The following is an 18,117-nucleotide window of genomic DNA, read 5'->3' on the forward strand; positions in this document are numbered from 1 at the left end:
AAGGTGAAAAAGAGATATTGCTAATGAAAAGCAATAAACGGCTGACTGGCAGCCAGCCGTTTTACAGGTTCTGCGAATTTAAGGGTGTTTGTGGAACGCAGGCATCAGCGCTTTGTTATGCTCGATAACTTCCGCCAGCGCCTTTTCAAGCACCTGGCCGCTGTTGATTAAGGGGTTAATGACCAGCGCGCGCCACGCCGTGTGGCGATCGCCGGTAATAGCCGCTTCGATAGTCAGCGCTTCAAAGCTCTTCATCAGCTGGATCAGGCGCAGCGTATCCTCCGGGAAAGGTTCGACGTTCAGCGGAATAGGTCCAGAGCGGGTGATCAGGGAGCTCACCTCAACGGCACAGTCATCCGGCAGGCCGGCGATGGTGCCGTTATTGCGCGTGTTAACGTGCATAATGATACGTTTATCGTTGTAGATCGCACTCATCAGTTCACATGCTGCATCTGAGTAATACTGACCGCCACGTCCCTCCAGCGCCTTCGGTTTCTCAGCCAGCTCGGGGTTACGGTAGATATCGAAGAGCTGTTTTTCCAGGGCTTTCACCACTTCGCCACGGGTTCCTTCGCCCTGCGCCTCGCCCAACTCCTGGCGATACATGTCGTCGCTCATATAGTAGTAGCGCAGATAAGGGCAGGGGATCATGCCCAGGTTTTCCAGCAAACCCTCCGGCCATTTGAAAGGGGGAATATTACGTGGGATCAGCGGGTCGTTGCCCGCGGAAATGTTCTGGATCACCTGGGTCAGTTTATCGCGGCCTTCATGCCAGATATGACGCGCGAAAATAAAGTGATTGAGCCCGGCCACCTGAAGAATAAAGTCATTGACGTCATTGACCCCCAGTAAACTCGCAATCCCTTTTTGCATGATGACCGGCACATTACACAGCCCTACCGTCCGTACCTTACTGTGTTTAAGAATGGCTTCGGTGACCATTCCTGAGGGATTAGTGAAATTAAGCAACCAGGCGTCGGGACAGAGTCGCTCCATTTCGGCCGCAATTTCCAGGGCGACAGGAATGGTGCGGCACGCGTTAGCGAACCCGCCCAGTCCGTTGGTCTCCTGGCCAATCATGTCGTATTTCAGTGAAATACGCTCGTCGCTGATACGCGCGTCCAGGCAACCGGCCCGGAACTAGGAGCAGACAAAATCGGCATCCTTCAGGGCTTCCTGACGATTCAGCGTCTCAAAAACCGGAATATCCAGACCATTTTTTTCCAGCATTCGTCGGGTGAGGCCGGCGATAATAGCCATCTTCTCCCGACCCTCTTCGATGTCCACCAGCCACAACTCGCGGACCGGAAATTCATGCTGTCGCTTGATGATGCCTTCCATTAACTCCGGGGTGTAACTCGAACCGGCACCGATAACCACGATTTTTAGATCTTTCACCTTCGTGCTCCTTTTTATGATGTATTTGTCATCACGATTAAAAGGCAGCGAGCACGGCTGGACAAACGATCGTTTCGGGGGTATGCATTAGCTCATTTAATGCATAAAGGCTACCGGACGGAGATTATCACTATGTCAGCTCAGGAAAATCTGCTGGCGCTATTGCATACCTTTGAAATAGCCGCGCATCATCTCAGCTTTACGCGGGCCGCGAAAACGCTCAACCTGACCCAGGGCGCAGTGAGCCAACGTATACGGCATCTCGAAACCCTGCTGGGGTTCAGGCTGTTTCTCCGCCTGACCCGCAAGTTGCAGCTTACCGATGAAGGGGGGCGACTGTTGAACGTCCTGTCCATGTCCCTTAAGCGCATTAATGATGAAATCGAAGATATCCGCGTCCAGGGGTTGCGCGGCACACTCTCTGTGGGGCTTCCCCCCACGTTTGCTTTCCTGTGGCTGATCCCGCGTTTAGCCGAATTCCGGGCGCGGTGGCCTGGGCTGAACATTAATTTCCGGGTCAGGGCAGGGCTGGTGGATTTCAATCTGGAACGGGTAGATGCTGCGATTTACTACAGCAATCTCCGCTATCCGGATCTCTATTGTGAGCGCCTGGCCGACGAGGCGCTGGTTCCTGTGTGTTCGCCGGCGTTAAAAAATATCCTCCTGGCTAACGGTGACTGGCCTGCGGATATCCCCTTCATTCATGCTTCTGAGTCAGTGGATTCGCAGGACGTCTTTTCAGAGTGGCGCGAATGGTGTCAGGTCACAAACCAGCCCCTGCCGGTGGAAGAGAATTTTATGAGCTTCAACAATTGTCAGATGGCGATTGAGGCGGCGGTCAGCGGATGCGGGGTGGCGATGGGCAGAAAGCGGCTGATTAAGAAGTACGTTGCCGCGGGCGATCTGGTTATGCCCTTTGAACAGGAAATTCCAGCCGGGCATGGATATGATCTCATTATGCCGCGTGAAAACCTGAACCGACCGGGGATTGTGGCCTTCAGCCAGTGGGTGAAAGAGATCCTGCGTGAAGGGTCAAACTGACCCCTGCCGGAACGCCCGGGCTGGCATTACTTTACAAATTGCCGCTTGCCCGCTGGCGAGTCGCTCACTATTCTCATTGCCCATGACTATCCTGACTGGTCCGACTCAACATAAAAACAGGCAACTTAAAGCGGTCGCGCTTCTGGTGGTTGCCTGTTTTGTCATGCTGATCTGTCTGACCCAGCGGGCCAGTATCCTGCATCACATGCAGGTCAAAGCCGCCGCGCTCTCTTTGACTGCTGACAACAGCCCGCAGGAACTTACGTCGCCAGGGTTGTCACCCTGTGAGCTCAGCGCCCACTCGCTGCTTAGCGCGCAGCCCCTCCATTTCGATACCATTCTGCTCTTACCCGGTCTGCTGGTTCTTGTTTTAGCGGTGCTGCTTAAAATCAGTGTCCTGCCGAGACCGGTGATCTTTTTCCGACCCCCCTTACTTCGAATACATCTTAAGAACTGCGTTTTCCGTGAATGACTGAACCGGACGTTCCTGTTTAGTCACTTTTTCACGGAGAAAACATATGAAAACCTTTTTCAGGAGCCTGTGGTTCCTGTTATTCAGCCTGTCTGCGGCCTCAGCCGCGGTACCGGGCTGGCCGATAAAGCCTGACAATTTACATGCTCAGGTTCATGTCTGGCACGATGCGCCCGCAGAGGGGAAAGTACGTCTGCTGCTGGACGTAACCCCCAATGAAGGGTGGAAAACCTACTGGCGAACGCCCGGCGATGGCGGCTTTCGGCCCGCGATCGCATGGGAGCCGCAGACAAAAACGCAGTGGCACTGGCCCCGGCCCGTCCGGTTTGATTCTGCTGGCTTCAGTTCCGTCGGCTACGATCGCCGCGTCGTGTTTCCGCTGGACGTTGCCATCGATGAGCGCCAGCGATTGCGCGGGAAACTGACGCTTTCGCTGTGCAGCAATCTCTGCGTGGTCAATACCTTCCCGCTGGATATCGACCTGGCCTCCGGTCCGTCAGCGCACTTTGCCGAGGCCTGGGACAACGCGATGCGCGCTGTTCCGCCAGATAACGGCCCTGTGGCGGTTAAATCTGTCGTCGCGGACAATGACACGCTGACCGTCAAGCTGACCTCCCCGGAAGGCTGGTCGCAGCCCGATCTCTTTGCTGACAACCCGGCCGGGGCGAACCTGTCGCCACCGCAGACAGAGATCCTCGGTGACACGCTGACCGCCCGGTTTAGCGTAAGCGATAAGCAGGGCAACCCGCTGGATGCGTCCCGGCTACAGCAGCTCCCTCTGTTGATCAGCAATGGTGCGCAGAGCCAGCAGCTCAGGGTCGATATCAGCCCGTCCACCACGCTATGGCAGATCGTGGTTGTGGCGTTAGCGGGCGGGCTTATTCTGAACCTGATGCCCTGTGTCCTGCCTGTGCTCGGGATCAAACTCGCTTCGCTGATGACCCTGGCTGAGAGTAGCCGCCGTCAGACGCGGCTGCGTTTTCTGGCAACCGCGGCCGGGATCATCTTCTCGTTTCTGGTGCTGGCGGCAGTCATCACCGGCCTGCGGCTGTCCGGTGCCTGGATTGGCTGGGGCTTCCAGTTCCAGAGCCCCTGGTTCATTGCCAGCATGGTGCTGGTGACGTGGATCTTCTGTTTCAGCCTGGCAGGCCTGCTTGAGATCCGCCTCCCTTCCGGGCTTTCCACCCGGCTGGCTACCGCCGGTGGTAACGGCATCGGGGGGAGTTTCCTTGAAGGCGCCTTTGCGACCCTGCTTGCCACACCCTGCACGGCACCTTTCCTTGGTACTGCCGTCACCTTCGCGTTAGCCGCGCCCGTGCATCAGCTGTGGCTTATCTTCCTGGTGCTGGGTGTAGGGATGAGTCTTCCCTGGCTGGTAATCAGCATCGCCCCCGGCGTGGCGCGCTGGTTGCCTAAACCCGGCCCCTGGATGGGAAAACTGCGCCTGGTGCTGGTGCTCCTGATGCTGGGATCCTGTCTCTGGCTGATGTCGCTGCTGGTGAAAGAGTGGGGCGCACGCTATGTGCTGATCGTCGGCGGTTTGATGGTGGCGTTTTTCCTTTTCCGCTGCGCGCAGGCCATGCCGAACCACAAAGAGAATCTGCGCAGCCTGGTGTTTGGCGTGCTGTTTGGCGCGGGACTGTATGCTTTTCTGGCTCCCCAGCCCCAGGGGAAGGCCGACTCCCCTCTGAACTGGCAACCGCTCAGTGAAGCGGCGCTCAGTGAGGCGCTGGATGCCAGAAAGCGCGTGCTGGTGGATATTACCGTCGACTGGTGTCTGAACTGCCGGGTTAATGAAGTCCTGGTGCTTCATCGCCCTGAGGTGATTGCTGCCTTAAACCGCGACGACGTTGTGCTGTTGCAGGGAAACTGGAGTCAGCCCTCTGCTGAAATCGAGCAGTTCTTGCGCCGCTACGGCGCCAGCGGCATTCCTTTTAACGCCATTTTTGGCCCTGCCATTCCGCAGGGGCATGTCCTGCCTTCCCTTTTGAGCAAAGACGCGCTGTTGACCACGCTGACGAGGGCGAATCCGGCCCCGTCTCCTGATTTTACTGAGGAAAAATAATGAACAAGATCCTGACACTGTTAATTCTGCTTCTTAGCGCTACCGCTCAGGCGCAGACCACTGACCTGCCCGAACCTGTTAAACAAATGGAGAAGCAGGGCATTGAAATTATTAAGCCGTTTAGCGCCCCCGGAGGCGTGGAAGGGGGGTTGGGTAAATATCAGGATATGGGCGTAACGCTCTACCTTACCCCGGATAAAAAGCATGTGGTTTCAGGCTATATGTATGATACGCAAGGCAATAACCTGAGCGAGAAAATCATCAATGATGAGATTTATATTCCCGCCGGGCGCGAAATGTGGAAGCAGCTCACCGCCGCGCCGGGGATTTCAGAAGGCAGCGCGGACGCGAAGTGCCAGGTGGTGGTCTTTTCCGATCCCTTCTGCCCCTACTGCAACAAGTTCTGGCATCAGGCCCAACCTTTTATCAAAGATAAAAGTATCAGCACCAAAACGCTGCTGGTTGGCGTGATCCGCCCGGACAGCGCGCAGTATGCGGCGGCAATCCTCTCCGCGAAGGATCCGGCTAAAGCCTGGCATGACCTTGAGAGTAGCGACGGAAAGATTAAACCGGCGCTGCAAGGCAACACGCCGCCCGCCGTGTTTAAGCAGATACAGCAGAATCAGCAGCTTATGGAGCAGACAGGGGCCAGCGGTACGCCTGCCATTTATTACCTGAATAAGGCGCGGGCTTTGCAACAAATCATCGGCTTGCCTGATGCTGAACAAATGGCCGATCTGGTGGCCTGTAAATAAACCTCTCTCTTCCTACCCCTGTCCGCACCCTGGGAAAGGTCGCGGACAGGCGGCGAAGTATGTTATTGGTACAGGGCTCTGCTGTCCTTTATATCCCTTTTTTGTCTGCGAGGTTTCCGTGTCTGCGGTTCGTATTGTGGTCCTGGCTTTTGAAGGAGTCAGTCTGTTTCAGCTTTCTGTACCTGCCGTTGCCTTCGGCGTTGTGAATAAGCCCGCAGGTTTCCCGGCCTATGATGTGCAGTACTGCGCGCAGTCCCCGGGGCTAATCATCAGCGATCAAGGGCTACCAATTAGCGTTTCATCCGGTCTGGAGGCGATGGAGGAGGCCGATATTATCGTGGTTCCGGCCTGGAAAGATCCGGAAGAAGAGGTGCCAGACGACATCATTGAGGCGCTGCAGGTCGCTAACGCCAGAGGCAAGCCGATCGTCGGATTTTGTCTGGGGGCATTTGTCCTTGGCGCTGCCGGGTTGCTTGCCGGGCGGGAGGCGACGACCCACTGGGTTGCCCGGGAGATTTTTGCCCGCCGTTTTCCTGACGCGAAGTTCCGACCGGATGTGCTGTATGTGACGGATGGCAATATTGTGACCTCCGCTGGCACCGTTGCGGCGTTTGATTGCTGCCTTGAGATGATCCGCCAGCAGCATGGCTCCGATATGGCTAACCGGATCGCCCGCCAGCTGGTCACGCCGCCGCACCGACAGGGCGGGCAGGCCCAGTATATTGAACAACCGGTTCCGCAATTGCCCTGCGTCGGACGCCTGGTTGAAGTGCTGGAGTGGGCCCGGGAACATCTGTCTGAACCCTTAACCCTCGATACGCTGGCGGGCGTGGCGAAAATGAGCCGCCGTACATTTACCCGTCGCTTTCGCGACACAACCGGCACGACCGTCACTAAATGGTTAAATGCCGAGCGCGTGGCGCGTGCGCAGCAGCTGCTGGAAATCACCGAACTGCCGGTAGAGTGCATTGCTTCTGAGGTGGGATTTGGGACACCGATGTCTTTACGTCTGCAGTTTACGGCGCATCTGGGCACCTCGCCTTCAGAATACCGGCGTACCTTCTGTCAGCGGCGCGGTACACAGGCCTGAACATATCCCAGCGATTGGCCCAATAGTTTTTAATATTGTCATTCAGGTCAATTGTGCCCTGACGTTATTCTCCGCAAAATTTGTCTCCTCTGCGCTACGTCATCCAGACGTAGCCGCCTTCGCATTTTGAGGAACGACAGTGTGAATCAGGTCATTTTTGGTACGCGCCGGGGCGGGGCTCCGGTTCCACTTTCCGTGCTGGACTTCGCTATGGCGGGAAAAGGGGTAACGGCGCATGAGGCGCTGTCGGGGAGCATCCGGCTTGCCCGTCTGGCTGATAAGCGTGGTTTTACCCGTTACTGGCTTGCGGAGCACCACGCTATGCCTGGCGTTACTACCCCTTCGCCGCCGTTATTGCTGGCGCGGTTAATTGGTGAAACGACCCATATCCGGCTTGGCGCGGGTGGGATGATGTTACCTAACTTTCCGCCGCTGGTGGTGGCTGAACAGTTCGGATTGCTGGCCTCCCTTGCGCCGGGCCGTATTGATCTGGGCGTCGGGCGTGCCCCGGGAACCGATATGGCCACCGCGTCGGCGCTGCGGCGCGGTGACGTAGGGGCAAACAGTTTCCCGAAACAACTTGATGAGTTAATGCACTTCCTGAAAGGCGATTTCCCGAAAGGGCATCCGTGGCAAAAGGCAGGCGTGTATGCCGTTCCCGGCCCGCTGCAGGATAAAGAAAATGGGGTGCCAGGCGCGTATCAGCGTCCCCCCGTCTGGCTGCTGGGTTCGTCCGACTATTCTGCCCGGCTGGCGGCGCAAATGGGGTATCCGTTTGCGTTTGCTGCGCATCTGGCCGATCAGAACGTCATGATGGCCATCAAGGTCTATCGCCAGAACTTCCGTCCTTCTGCAAATCTTGACCGGCCTTATGTTATTGCCAGTTTTGGCGTGATGGCAGCGGATGATGAGAGTGAAGCCCGGCGTCAGGCATGGGCCTATTCCCACGCGATGATGCGCATGAGCACAGGCCGCTCATTTATCGTCCCAACGCCGCAGGAAGCCGAAAACTACGGTTATTCTTCGGGAGAGTTGCAGCTGATTAAAATGTGGAATGCCAAAATCATGAGCGGCACCGGTAACCAGGTGGTTGACCAGCTGGCCGTCTGGCAACAGCGCATTGATGCTGATGAGATTATGCTGCTGAATCTGGGGCACTCTCAGGAGGCAATTTATCGCTCGACGGAACTGATTGCGGATGCCTATGAGATGCCCGTCAACCTTTAACCACACCTATTAAAAAGCGTCCCTGAAAAGGGACGCTGGCACGGGATTATGCAGACAGATAGTCTGATGTTGACTGGACTTTGCCATAGCCAAACTCAAATGCGGCCATCATCGCAGCATGAACCTGGGCCGCCGGTACAGTGACGCCGCCAAAAGACAGGTCAAGGGTGGCGCAGGCATCATGCAGGACGGTGACCGGGTAGCCCATATCTGCCGCCGCCCGCACGCAGGCGTCCACACACATATGGCTCATCGCCCCCACGATAATCACCTCTTCAACACCTTTCGCATCCAGCTGCGTTTTTAAGTCAGTGTCCCGGAAGGCGTTGACGAAATTCTTCACGATCACCGCTTCATCCGCTGCGGGCTTAACGGTTGGCTGGATCTCCACACCCTCAGTCCCGGGAACAAACACCGGTGCTTCGCCATGAGCGAACTCATGACGAATATGGAAGACGGGGATCTCTTTTGAACGTGCGTCAGCAATAGCAAGCGCTGCGTTATGCGCTGCCGCCTCGATGCCGGTCAGGGGTAATTTACCGGTTGGCAGATATTCGTTTTGCAGATCGATGACGATTAAACCGCGTTGTTTCATTATCTCATTCCTGTTTTATGGCTCATTGAAGCACAAGTTTGACAGCGAAAGGGATAGGGCTGAAGTGGCGTAAACGACATAATAAGGGGTGATATCGCCATTTTATGCCATCTATTCCTTTGCCTGGCTGGCGCTAAAGCGACGGCGATATTCTCCGGGGGTGAGCCCGACAATACGGGTGAAAATCTTACGCAGGGCGCCGGGATCGCTGTAGCCCACTTCCCACGCGATGCGATCAAATGAATCGCTGCTGAACTGCAAAAGCTCCTGCGCCCGGCCAACGCGCAGGTGCTGACAATATTCCGTGCTGGTCATCCCGGTTGCCTTCTGAAAGCGGCGCAGAAATGTTCGCTCTTCTAATCCCGCCTGCGCCGCCAGGCTCGACAGGGTGGCATCTTTTGCCTGCGTTGCCTGGAGCCAGTGTTGCACCTTAAGGACCGCCGCGTCGCCATGGGTCAGACGCGGCGAGAAGACGCTGTAATAGCGTTGCTTGCGCCCGGGTGGATCGACAAGCAGCATGCGCGCGGTGTCGATCATCACGGTCGGACCGAGCAGCCGATGCACTAACCGCAAGCCGAGGTCGGTCCAGGACATAAGCCCGCCCGCGGTGATGATCTCGCCGTCATCAATAATGAGCTGATTCACATCGACCTCTATGTCGGGAAAACGCTGGCTCAGTAAGTCGGCATAGGCCCAGTGCGTGGTCATTTTCCGCCCGTTCATTAACCCCGTTGATGCCAGGACAAACGCGCCAGCGCATACGGAACTCAGGATAACCCCCTGATTGTGCAGACCGGTAAGCCATGACGTTAACGCCGGCGTCGTGTCAATGATGGCAGGCTCGCGTAAGGTCGGCGGGACGATCATCGCGGAGGGTAACGTCGGGTCGGCTTCAGGTTCCGTATCAAAAACGCACACAGGAAGGTCTTTCGGGCCAGGCTGCTGCCAGTGTGTCACTCTCAGCAGGTTCGCTTTATTTGCCTGATATTTTTGGGAAAACATGTTGGCCACGCCAAAGAGATCGTTCAGCCCAAGCACGGCAGCCTGCTGAACCCCGGGGTAAAGATACAAACCAATTTCCAGCATAGTTACCTTCGCGAAATGTCGTTTTTGCCATTTAGAGTGTCGTTTCCGACGCTTGTTACCTTAGCATTGCACAGACACACTGAGCAAAGTTTCAGGTAACTAATTAAACAATCCGGCGTGCAAATTACGATAGAAAGCAAGGTTGCGCACTAAATCCGCGTCGGTACCGCTTTCGTTGAATCAGCGGGCAGCGCCTTGATTTATCCTTAAATTCATGGATACTGTATAAATATACAGTTAAATGGATTTGATACTATGCCGTTTATCCTTCCGCGCGTTACCGCGCCTGTTAAAGCGCGCAAATAATCATGTTTGCTCTTGTCGACGTGAATAGCTTCTATGCCTCCTGCGAAACTGTTTTTCGCCCGGACCTGAAGGGGCGCCCGGTGGTGGTGCTGTCGAATAACGATGGCTGCGTCATCGCCCGCAGCGCCGAAGCGAAAGGGCTGGTGACAATGGGGGCGCCTTATTTCAAACAGAGAGAGATTTTCCGCCGCCACGGCATTGTCACCTTCAGCAGTAACTACGAACTTTACGCCGATATGAGCCACCGGGTGATGACCACCCTGGAAGAGATCACCCCGCGAGTCGAGATCTACTCGATTGATGAAGCCTTTTGCGATCTCACCGGGGTCAGCAACTGCCTCAACCTGGAGGCCTTTGGCCGCGAAATTCGACATACCGTTGAGAAACGTACGCACCTGACCGTCGGGGTCGGTATTGCGCCTACCAAAACGCTCGCCAAACTGGCGAATTTCGCAGCGAAAAAATGGCAGCGGCAGACCGGGGGCGTGCTCGATTTATCCAGCATCGAACGGCAACGTAAACTGATGGCGGCGCTGCCCGTCGAAGAGGTGTGGGGCGTCGGGCGGCGATTGAGTAAAAGACTCGATGCGATGGGAATTAAAACGGTGCTGGATCTGGCTGACACCCATACCGCCGTTATCCGCAAACATTTCAGCGTGGTGCTGGAGCGCACCGTGCGGGAACTGCGCGGCGAGTCCTGCCTGGGATTTGAAGAATTTGTACCGGACAAGCAGGAAATTATGTGCTCCCGCTCGTTCGGCGAGCGGATCAGCGATTATGAGTCGATGCGCCAGGCTATCTGCAGCTATGCCGCCCGTGCCGCCGAAAAACTGCGGGCCGAGCATCAGTACTGCCGGTTTATTTCCGCCTTCGTGAAGACCTCGCCGTTCGCGCTGAACGAGCCTTACTATGGCAACAGCGCCTCAGTCAAACTGCTGACGCCCACCGAAGACAGCCGGGATATTATTAACGCGGCAACGCGCTGTCTGGACGCCATCTGGAAAGAGGGGCTGCGCTATCAGAAAGCCGGGGTCATGCTGGGGGATTTTTTCAGCCTTGGCGTCGCTCAGCTCAATCTGTTTGATGAAAATCCTCCCCGGCGCAACAGCGCAGAGCTGATGGCAGTCATCGATGAACTGAATAAAAAAGAAGGGCGCGGAACCCTCTGGTTTGCGGGGCAGGGCATCGAACAGCAATGGCAAATGAAAAGAGAGATGCTATCTCCCCGATATACCACGCGTTTTTCTGATTTATTGCGGGTGAGATAATTCGTTATCGCTAAAATAATATGGAGAGTGAAAAGAAATATATGCGAAACGGGGTGTTTTTATACGATATATCCCTGGTCGATTGATATTTACGTTATGGTGGTCGTTCTATTCACCTGCCCGGAGGGGCTATTCCCAACCTAAAATTTGAGTGCCCGGTTTGCACAAGTAAGCGATTTCGTTTTACCACGTTTAGTCCAGCGCAAACCCAACCTCATGGTGCTGTTTGTTCCGTCTGTGGAACCCGACTCACTACCCACTCATGCGTGCCACTCCCGAAAAGGAGACGCTGGCCAAAACAGGTTGTTTAAGTGTAAAGCGGGGGCCTGATTCAGGCCCTCCTGGATATTATTTTGCCGCTTCGCTTACGACATTTTTTATATTTTTTGGGTGTTAGTAAGTTCCAGAAATAATAGCTGTCAATGCCATTGACGTTATTTTACACCTCACCGATGTTCTCAATTAATTCTGGCCCCTGGTTTCTTATATTCCCCACCGCCCGGGTCACGGCATGCCAGTGGAACTGGTCTGCGGGGACGGCTCCCGTCTGCGCGATCTCTTCTGCCTCTTGCCCGCTCACCGTTTCGCGCAGCCATTCCCGCGCCGCCTCTGGCGTTAACACCAGCGGACGTCGGTCGTGGATATCCACCAGCCCTTTATCCGCCGCGGCGGTAACGATCAGAAATCCTTCAGCCTCATCCCCGCGTTCAAACGGCGTGCTGCCGATGGCTGCCATAAAAATAGGTTGCCCGTCCGCGCGATAGAGAAAGTAAGGCTGCTTTTTATCCCCCTCTTTTTTCCACTCGAACCAGCCGTCGGCAAAGACAATTGCCCGGCCATGGTGCCACAGCGGTTTAAACATCCGGCTGCTGGCGGCGGTCTCCTGCCGGGCATTGATCAGCAGTGGCTTGTCCCACCAGCCGGGAGCGTAACCCCAGAAGACGGGGTCGAGATGCAACTGGTCCTCGCGCTCGCTGAGCAGTAAGACTTTGGTGCCGGGCGCGACGTTATAGCGCCCGATAGGTTCCGGATCGTAGGGGACGTTGCAATCCGCTTCATCAGCAAGAAAGGCAAGGTACTCTTCCCGGGTCTGGGCCTGGGCGAAACGTCCACACATAGTCACCTCCAAAGGTTTGCTTAAGTATAGGATAGGGGGCATAGCTGAAGGGCTTCGGGCAGGTTTCACTTGTGAGAGACGATATGACAGGAAAAATAATACTTACCATGCTGGCGTTTGCCGCGAACTCCGTCCTGTGCAGGGTGGCGCTGACCGGCGGATACATCGATCCGGCGACCTTCAGCGATGTGCGGATCGTCAGCGGGGCCCTGTTCCTGGTTATTCTGATGAACGTCAGAAAAAAGCCGGGATCGAAAATACATTATGACTGGCGCAGCGGCCTGGCCCTGACGCTGTATGTCCTGGCGATGTCCTGGTCCTATCTCCGGATCGATACCGGAACCGGGGCGCTGTTGCTGTTCGGCACCGTTCAGACGGCAATGGTTATCTATGGCTGGCGGCAGGGAGAAAAGGTCGGTGTACTGAAGGGGGCGGGGCTGTTTCTGGCGGTGGCAGGAACGGTGCTGCTCCTGCTCCCCGGCGCGCATGCCCCGGAACCGACCAGTGCGCTGATGATGATCGGCTCCGGGCTGGCCTGGGCCTACTACTCGGTGAAAGGGAAAAGCATGCCGGAGGCGATACCGGCGACGACGGGGAATTTTATACTGGCCGTGCCTTTCACCCTCATTCTCTCTCTTTTGCCGTCGGTGGAACGATTTGCCAGCGCGCCCGGACTGTTGTTAGCCATGACGTCCGGGGCGCTGGCTTCAGGCGCGGCCTATGCCCTGTGGTATACGCTGCTGCCGAGGATGAAAGCCATGACCGCCAGCACGGTTCAGCTGAGTGTTCCGTGCCTTGCCACCCTGGGTGGCGTGGCACTGCTGGGCGAAACATTCAGCCTGCGCATGTTGCTGTCGATGTGCGCCGTGCTGCTCGGCATCCTGATGGTTATCCGGGCGGGCCGCGCCTGAGGATATTATTTCTTCTCCCGTTGATGCTCGCTGATAGCCTGCGCCGCGCAGATCAGCGCGAGATGGCTCAGGCCCTGGGGCATGTTGCCGACCCACTCGCCGGTTCGGGTATCAAACATTTCATTGAAGGTTTCCACGTTGCCGCGGTGGCACAGCGTCTTAAGTATTTCATCCATGCTCTCTGCGGCAGCCGCCGGCTCGTCCATCGATGCCCAGGCCTCTGCCAGCCAGAATGAGCAGGCGATGAAGGTGCTTTCCTCCTGCTCAACGCCGCTGTAGCGATAGACCATCGCGCTGTTATGGCCCAGCTGCTGGTGGATAGCCTGATAGGTCAGCTTCATGCGTTTCGGATTCACCTTCACGCCGTAGCGTGAAACCAGCGCCAGCGAGGCGTCCAGCTGCCCGCCGTCGCCAACGTAGAAGCAGTAGGACTGATGGGCTTCAGACCAGCAGTGCTTTTCCACCCAGTCGCGGATCCGGTCCCGTTCGCGTTCCCAGCGCGCCTTCCAGGTAGGTTCGATATGGCTGTGCTGCGCCAGCACCACGGCGCAGTCCAGCGCCAGCCAGCAGGACATTTTGGAGTGGGTGTAATGGCGCTCTTCCGGCAGCTCCCAGATCCCCGAGTCCTTCATACGCCAGCGGTCGGCACACTGATTGGCAAGGTGTCCGAGGAAGCGCGAGGTGCCCGTATCCAGAATATGGCCCGCTTCGACAAACAGTTTTGCCACCCCAAGCATATCGGCATACATGCTCAGCTGGCGCTGGTTGCGGGCATTATTACCTACCCGTACCGGCTGCGAATCCCGGTAGCCCTGGAGTTCTGCATACCGCTCTTCCGGGACCAGCTCGCCTTCGAGGGTGTAGCAGGCCTGCATTTCCGGGCCGTGCCTGATGATGGTTTTCGACAGCCAGGAAAAGGCCGCTTTACACTCTTCGAGGGTACCCAGATAGGTAAAGGCTTTGATAATCAGGCAGGCATCTCTCACCCAGGCAAAGCGGTAGTCGTAATTTTTCTTTCCACCGATCCCTTCCGGCAGGGAGGTGGTCGCGGCCGCGGCCAGCGCGCCGGTTGGCGAATACCAGAGGAACTTCAGCGCCAGCGCGGAGCGAATGACGTGATCTTTATAGAGGCCATCATATTTAAGCCCCTGGACCCAGTCCTGCCAGGCGGTATGGCTGGTTTCAATGCGGTTATCAATCGCCTGAATGTCCGGCACGGCCAGCGGTTCACTCTGGGTCACGAGCAGGGCGACAACCTCCCGGCTGCCCTTTTTAAGGGTGATCTCCGCTTCGATCTCTTCGTCATCAGCATGCGTAATGACGACGTTTTCACTGGTGTGCAGCATCGCCATCAGGTCGCCGATATGGTAAACGCTGCCCTTAAAGGTATCCGATCGCCAGGGCGATCGCGTTTCGACCATCGTCCCAAACCGCAAATGGAGCCTGAAAGGCACGGTGCCGCGCACGCCCTCAAGCCGCCGCGCCAGCTCACTCCAGGGCAGACGCCCCGCCAGCGTGCTGTTAATCGATTCGGTTAACAGCACCGTGCCATCCTCCGTCTCAAAGCGGGTTTCCAGCACATTGCTGTCCTCGCGATAGGCGCGGGAGACGGTATAGTCAACCGCGGGCGTCAGGCTGAAAAAACCGCCAATGGTTGGGTCAAGCAGCCGATCGAAAAGGGGCGGGGAATCAAGATTGGGCGCGCTCCACCAGTCAATCGAGCCATCCGGGGCGATGAGCGCAACGGAGCGGCCCTCGCCGATCGCGGCATAATCTCCCAGACCAATGAACCCTTCCTCGCGTAAAGGCATTGTGTATTTAGCATTTTTCAAATGAGTCATCCCTTTAGTCTGGCGCAGCAGGCCGCGTTATCGTCACCTTGTGGTGGTGCATATAAAGCCTGGCATAATGTGATGAATATCGCGCTTTCAGGAGGAACATTTGAGAATTCAGCCCGTTAACTGAACGACGCCGCCTGATAACAGGCTTCCATTTGATCCAGTGCGGACTGATTTTCCAACCCCCACTGGTACATTTGCTCAATGGGTTCGGCAAAGGTTCTGCCGAGTGGGGTCAGGCGGTAATCGACTTTTGGTGGGACCACGTCATACACATGGCGGGCAATCAACCCTCGCTGCTCCAGCTCTTTGAGCGTCTGGAACAGCATTTTTTTGGAAATCCCCTGCAGGCTACGCTGTAACTCACCGGTACGTGCGCGTTCATCCGGCCAGTGATACAGCGCATGCAGCACCATTGTGCTCCATTTCACTGAAAAGAGCTCCATCAGGCGGCGCGGCGGCGAGTCCGCATAGAAAAAGAGTTTACCCTCAACCCAGGCTGGCATTGTTCTGTCCTCTGCTTATGGTCACCAAATGGTGACTACTATCAATATGGAACCCTGTTGACTATAGTCTGCCCCCTTGAGTTAGCCAGAACCAGCACATTCCTGAGGTAAGATGAAAATCAACGCATTAGTCGCCCATGACGCGGCACAACCCTTAACATCAGGCCAGATTTCGCTGCGCGCGTTACAAAAGCAGGATGTCAAAATCGAGATCCTCTTCTGCGGCGTGTGCCACTCCGATCTCCATATGGCGCGTAACGAATGGGCGGTGAGCCAGTATCCGCTGGTGCCAGGGCATGAGATTGTCGGGCGAGTCGTGGAGGTTGGGGACGAGTCCACCCGTTTTAAACCCGGTGATATCGTCGGTGTGGGCGTGATGGTCGACGCCTGCCGCGAGTGCCATTTCTGCAAGCACCACGAAGAGCAGTACTGTGAGGCGGGGTTTACCGCTACCTACAATGGTATTGATAAATATACCGGCGAAAGAACCCGCGGCGGCTATGCGCAGAGCGTGATTGTCGATCAGCATTTTGTGGTTTCGGTACCGAAAAACCTGCCGCTTGCCGGGGTTGCACCGCTGTTGTGTGCGGGCGTCACTGTCTGGTCGCCGCTGCGCCATTTCAATGTCAAAGCAGGCGACCGTGTGGGTGTTGTGGGGCTGGGGGGATTAGGCCATATGGCAGTGAAGCTTGCCAGTGCGATGGGGGCGGAAGTGACGCTGTTTACGACCTCCCCGGAGAAGGGTAAAGATGCTCTTCGTCTGGGGGCAAAACAGGTGGTGGTATCGCGCGATGCCGCGCAAATGGCTGCCTGCCAGACCTCGCTGGATTTTATCATTGACTGCGTAGCGGCACCGCACGATCTGGATCCCTATCTGGCAATGCTGAAAACCAATGGCCGCCTGGTGTTGGTAGGCATTCCGGACCAGCCGCACAACTCGCCGAATATTACGCCCATGGTGTTCCGGCGTTTAAGCATCAGCGGTTCGTCGATTGGCAGCATTCAGGAAATGCAGGAGATGTTGAACTTCTGCGGCGAACACAATATTACCGCTGATATTGAAACGATCGGTGGCGAGGATATCGAGGCTGCCTTTGCCCGTATGCTTAAGGGAGACGTTAAGTACCGCTTTGTCATTGATATGCAGGCTACGACCTGGTAGTGGAGCGGCAGTCTCGGGCGGCCATTGCAGGCCGCTTTGCGCCTGAGCGTAAATCAGTAGAGCAGACATGACGGCTATCGATGCTGCCCACTCCCTGTAAAAGGAGATATCAAGACGACTGGCGCATCAGGCATTGCGTCCCTCTGAAAGGTGCGGTAAGTCATTACACAACACCTGCAATTCATTGAAGAGTCTTGCCACATGGAAACCATCGCACACGGAGTGATGGACCTGAGCGGCGACAGGCAACAGTACTTTCCCATCCTGGTTGAAATATTTTCCAAACGTGAACATAGGGGCAAAAAAATTCTGCATGTTAGCCACGTTAATATTAAAACTGGTAAAACTTCCCCATGGAATAGACGAGACGAAAAATATATTTTCCGGAGATTCGCCCTTAGGCCAATAAGAAAGATTATTACCATAGCGTGCAACGTCTTCGGAATAAACCGTCTGGAAGTTTTGAATATTGCCATCGTACGGGCTCCATAATGATGAGAACGTCTCCGTTTCATTATGGAAAATGGTATAGCTTGGATGAACTTCATTCCAAATGACAAGCTCATTGTTCTTCATGGCCATACGAAATTCCGGATGGCTGTTTGCAATTTTAGAAAGAAGGGAAATCATAGTGGGGTAAAATTTCCAGCCCACCTCTTTAATATGTTTTAGCAGCACGGTAATATCTAAATTAACAGTTTGGTTAATTGTACTTTGAGCAAACGACTGAAATACCTCAAAATGCTCCTTCCTTGCCCAACGGGATAAATCAACAGTGGTATATTCCGGGATTGTTTTTTTCATTTTTCATCCTTATTAAGCAATCATATATCAGACTAAGTTTGTCATAAATTAAGCAAGGGTACAGGTCCCGAACCGTTTTGGTCGCGAACGCATTTGTGAGAGTAGCCTATCCTTATACAGGAGGAAAGAAAATGTTAAATGTTTAATATGTCAGATAATAAAAGTAGATTGTGCAATCTTCGGGTGTTTTCCTGTCGAGAAAATGCTCTGGAATATCCGCTCCTCCCTCATGATGGACCTGATAACCTTGCTTTTTGTTCGCTTCGCGCCAGAAGCAGACGTGTTAAAGTCCAGATCCTATAATTCAGAAGTCCTGAAAAAGGTAATGCTTTGAGGTTTCCGACATGACGACCTTTCATCAACTTTCTGCCACCAGCCTGCGCGGCCAGCTCGTCTCTATGGCCGACTATGCAGGTAAGCTGGTTCTGGTGGTGAACACTGCCAGCCATTGTGGCTTCACACCCCGGTAATGACTC

At 55.4% G+C, this 18,117-nt stretch carries 16 protein-coding genes and 1 pseudogene; 10 read left to right on the forward strand and 7 right to left on the reverse strand.

All coding sequences use genetic code 11. The annotated features are described in order from the left end of the window. Positions 1-78: 78 nt before the first annotated feature. Positions 79-1,398 (reverse strand): annotated as a pseudogene (locus tag LRS40_RS18040) (6-phospho-beta-glucosidase). A gap of 132 nt (positions 1,399-1,530) precedes the next feature. Between LRS40_RS18040 and LRS40_RS18045 the strand changes: the two are divergent. The 6 genes from LRS40_RS18045 to LRS40_RS18070 all read left to right on the forward strand — a co-directional run bounded on the left by LRS40_RS18045 (position 1,531) and on the right by LRS40_RS18070 (position 8,048). Continuing rightward, positions 1,531-2,439, forward strand: a complete 909-nt coding sequence (locus LRS40_RS18045; protein ID WP_231312254.1) for a LysR substrate-binding domain-containing protein — start codon at positions 1,531-1,533, stop codon at positions 2,437-2,439. Further along, positions 2,423-2,911, forward strand: a complete 489-nt coding sequence (locus LRS40_RS18050; RefSeq protein ID WP_370649919.1) for a copper-binding protein — start codon at positions 2,423-2,425, stop codon at positions 2,909-2,911. Before LRS40_RS18045 ends, LRS40_RS18050 begins: the two co-directional genes overlap by 17 nt. A gap of 46 nt (positions 2,912-2,957) precedes the next feature. Continuing rightward, positions 2,958-4,976: a protein-disulfide reductase DsbD gene (locus LRS40_RS18055; RefSeq protein WP_231312255.1), complete on the forward strand. Its 2,019-nt coding sequence runs from the start codon at positions 2,958-2,960 to the stop codon at positions 4,974-4,976. Then, a complete protein-coding gene (gene dsbG / locus LRS40_RS18060; RefSeq protein WP_231312256.1) occupies positions 4,976-5,731 on the forward strand; it encodes a thiol:disulfide interchange protein DsbG in 756 nt (251 codons plus the stop codon). The genes LRS40_RS18055 and dsbG overlap by 1 nt, the downstream gene beginning before the upstream one ends. A gap of 118 nt (positions 5,732-5,849) precedes the next feature. Next, a complete protein-coding gene (locus LRS40_RS18065; protein ID WP_231312257.1) occupies positions 5,850-6,821 on the forward strand; it encodes a GlxA family transcriptional regulator in 972 nt (323 codons plus the stop codon). Positions 6,822-6,962: 141 nt separating this feature from the next. Further along, positions 6,963-8,048 carry an LLM class flavin-dependent oxidoreductase gene (locus LRS40_RS18070; protein WP_231312258.1) on the forward strand — a complete coding sequence of 362 codons (1,086 nt, stop codon included), beginning with the start codon at positions 6,963-6,965 and terminating at the stop codon, positions 8,046-8,048. A 46-nt stretch (positions 8,049-8,094) separates the two neighbouring features. Here the strand turns inward: LRS40_RS18070 and LRS40_RS18075 are convergent, their stop codons facing one another. Together LRS40_RS18075 and LRS40_RS18080 are read right to left on the reverse strand one after the other, a co-directional pair. Further along, positions 8,095-8,643 (reverse strand): cysteine hydrolase family protein, encoded by a 549-nt coding sequence (locus tag LRS40_RS18075; protein ID WP_231312259.1) that lies wholly within the window; start codon positions 8,641-8,643, stop codon positions 8,095-8,097. Positions 8,644-8,754: 111 nt separating this feature from the next. After that, positions 8,755-9,714 (reverse strand): GlxA family transcriptional regulator, encoded by a 960-nt coding sequence (locus tag LRS40_RS18080; protein WP_231312260.1) that lies wholly within the window; start codon positions 9,712-9,714, stop codon positions 8,755-8,757. 323 nt (positions 9,715-10,037) lie between these two features. Between LRS40_RS18080 and LRS40_RS18085 the strand changes: the two genes are divergently transcribed. Then, positions 10,038-11,303 (forward strand): Y-family DNA polymerase, encoded by a 1,266-nt coding sequence (locus tag LRS40_RS18085; RefSeq protein WP_231312261.1) that lies wholly within the window; start codon positions 10,038-10,040, stop codon positions 11,301-11,303. 439 nt (positions 11,304-11,742) lie between these two features. Here the strand turns inward: LRS40_RS18085 and LRS40_RS18090 are convergent, their stop codons facing one another. After that, complete coding sequence (locus LRS40_RS18090) at positions 11,743-12,420, reverse strand: SOS response-associated peptidase (RefSeq protein WP_231312262.1); 678 nt, start codon at positions 12,418-12,420, stop codon at positions 11,743-11,745. A 107-nt stretch (positions 12,421-12,527) separates the two neighbouring features. On the opposite strand from LRS40_RS18090, the gene LRS40_RS18095 reads away from it, so the two are divergent. Then, positions 12,528-13,331, forward strand: a complete 804-nt coding sequence (locus tag LRS40_RS18095) for a DMT family transporter (RefSeq protein ID WP_231312263.1) — start codon at positions 12,528-12,530, stop codon at positions 13,329-13,331. A gap of 5 nt (positions 13,332-13,336) precedes the next feature. On the opposite strand, the gene LRS40_RS18100 is transcribed toward LRS40_RS18095, so the two are convergent. Both LRS40_RS18100 and LRS40_RS18105 read right to left on the reverse strand, forming a co-directional pair. After that, positions 13,337-15,142 (reverse strand): glycoside hydrolase family 15 protein, encoded by a 1,806-nt coding sequence (locus LRS40_RS18100; RefSeq protein ID WP_370649920.1) that lies wholly within the window; start codon positions 15,140-15,142, stop codon positions 13,337-13,339. A 146-nt stretch (positions 15,143-15,288) separates the two neighbouring features. Then, complete coding sequence (locus tag LRS40_RS18105) at positions 15,289-15,675, reverse strand: helix-turn-helix domain-containing protein (RefSeq protein ID WP_231312265.1); 387 nt, start codon at positions 15,673-15,675, stop codon at positions 15,289-15,291. A gap of 112 nt (positions 15,676-15,787) precedes the next feature. On the opposite strand from LRS40_RS18105, the gene LRS40_RS18110 reads away from it, so the two are divergent. Then, positions 15,788-16,837: an NAD(P)-dependent alcohol dehydrogenase gene (locus LRS40_RS18110; RefSeq protein ID WP_231312266.1), complete on the forward strand. Its 1,050-nt coding sequence runs from the start codon at positions 15,788-15,790 to the stop codon at positions 16,835-16,837. Positions 16,838-16,963: 126 nt separating this feature from the next. Here LRS40_RS18110 and catA read toward each other — a convergent pair whose 3' ends face one another. Then, the gene (gene catA, locus LRS40_RS18115; protein ID WP_231312267.1) at positions 16,964-17,641 is read right to left on the reverse strand and encodes a type A chloramphenicol O-acetyltransferase; all 678 of its coding nucleotides are present in this window, start codon (positions 17,639-17,641) and stop codon (positions 16,964-16,966) included. A gap of 344 nt (positions 17,642-17,985) precedes the next feature. Here catA and LRS40_RS18120 point away from each other — a divergent pair, with 344 nt between their 5' ends. Next, on the forward strand, positions 17,986-18,111 hold the full coding sequence (locus LRS40_RS18120) for a glutathione peroxidase (protein WP_370649921.1): 126 nt from the start codon (positions 17,986-17,988) through the stop codon (positions 18,109-18,111). Positions 18,112-18,117 lie beyond the last annotated feature (6 nt).

This window comes from Leclercia sp. G3L, from assembly GCF_021117075.1.
Taxonomy (GTDB): domain Bacteria; phylum Pseudomonadota; class Gammaproteobacteria; order Enterobacterales; family Enterobacteriaceae; genus Enterobacter; species Enterobacter adecarboxylatus_C.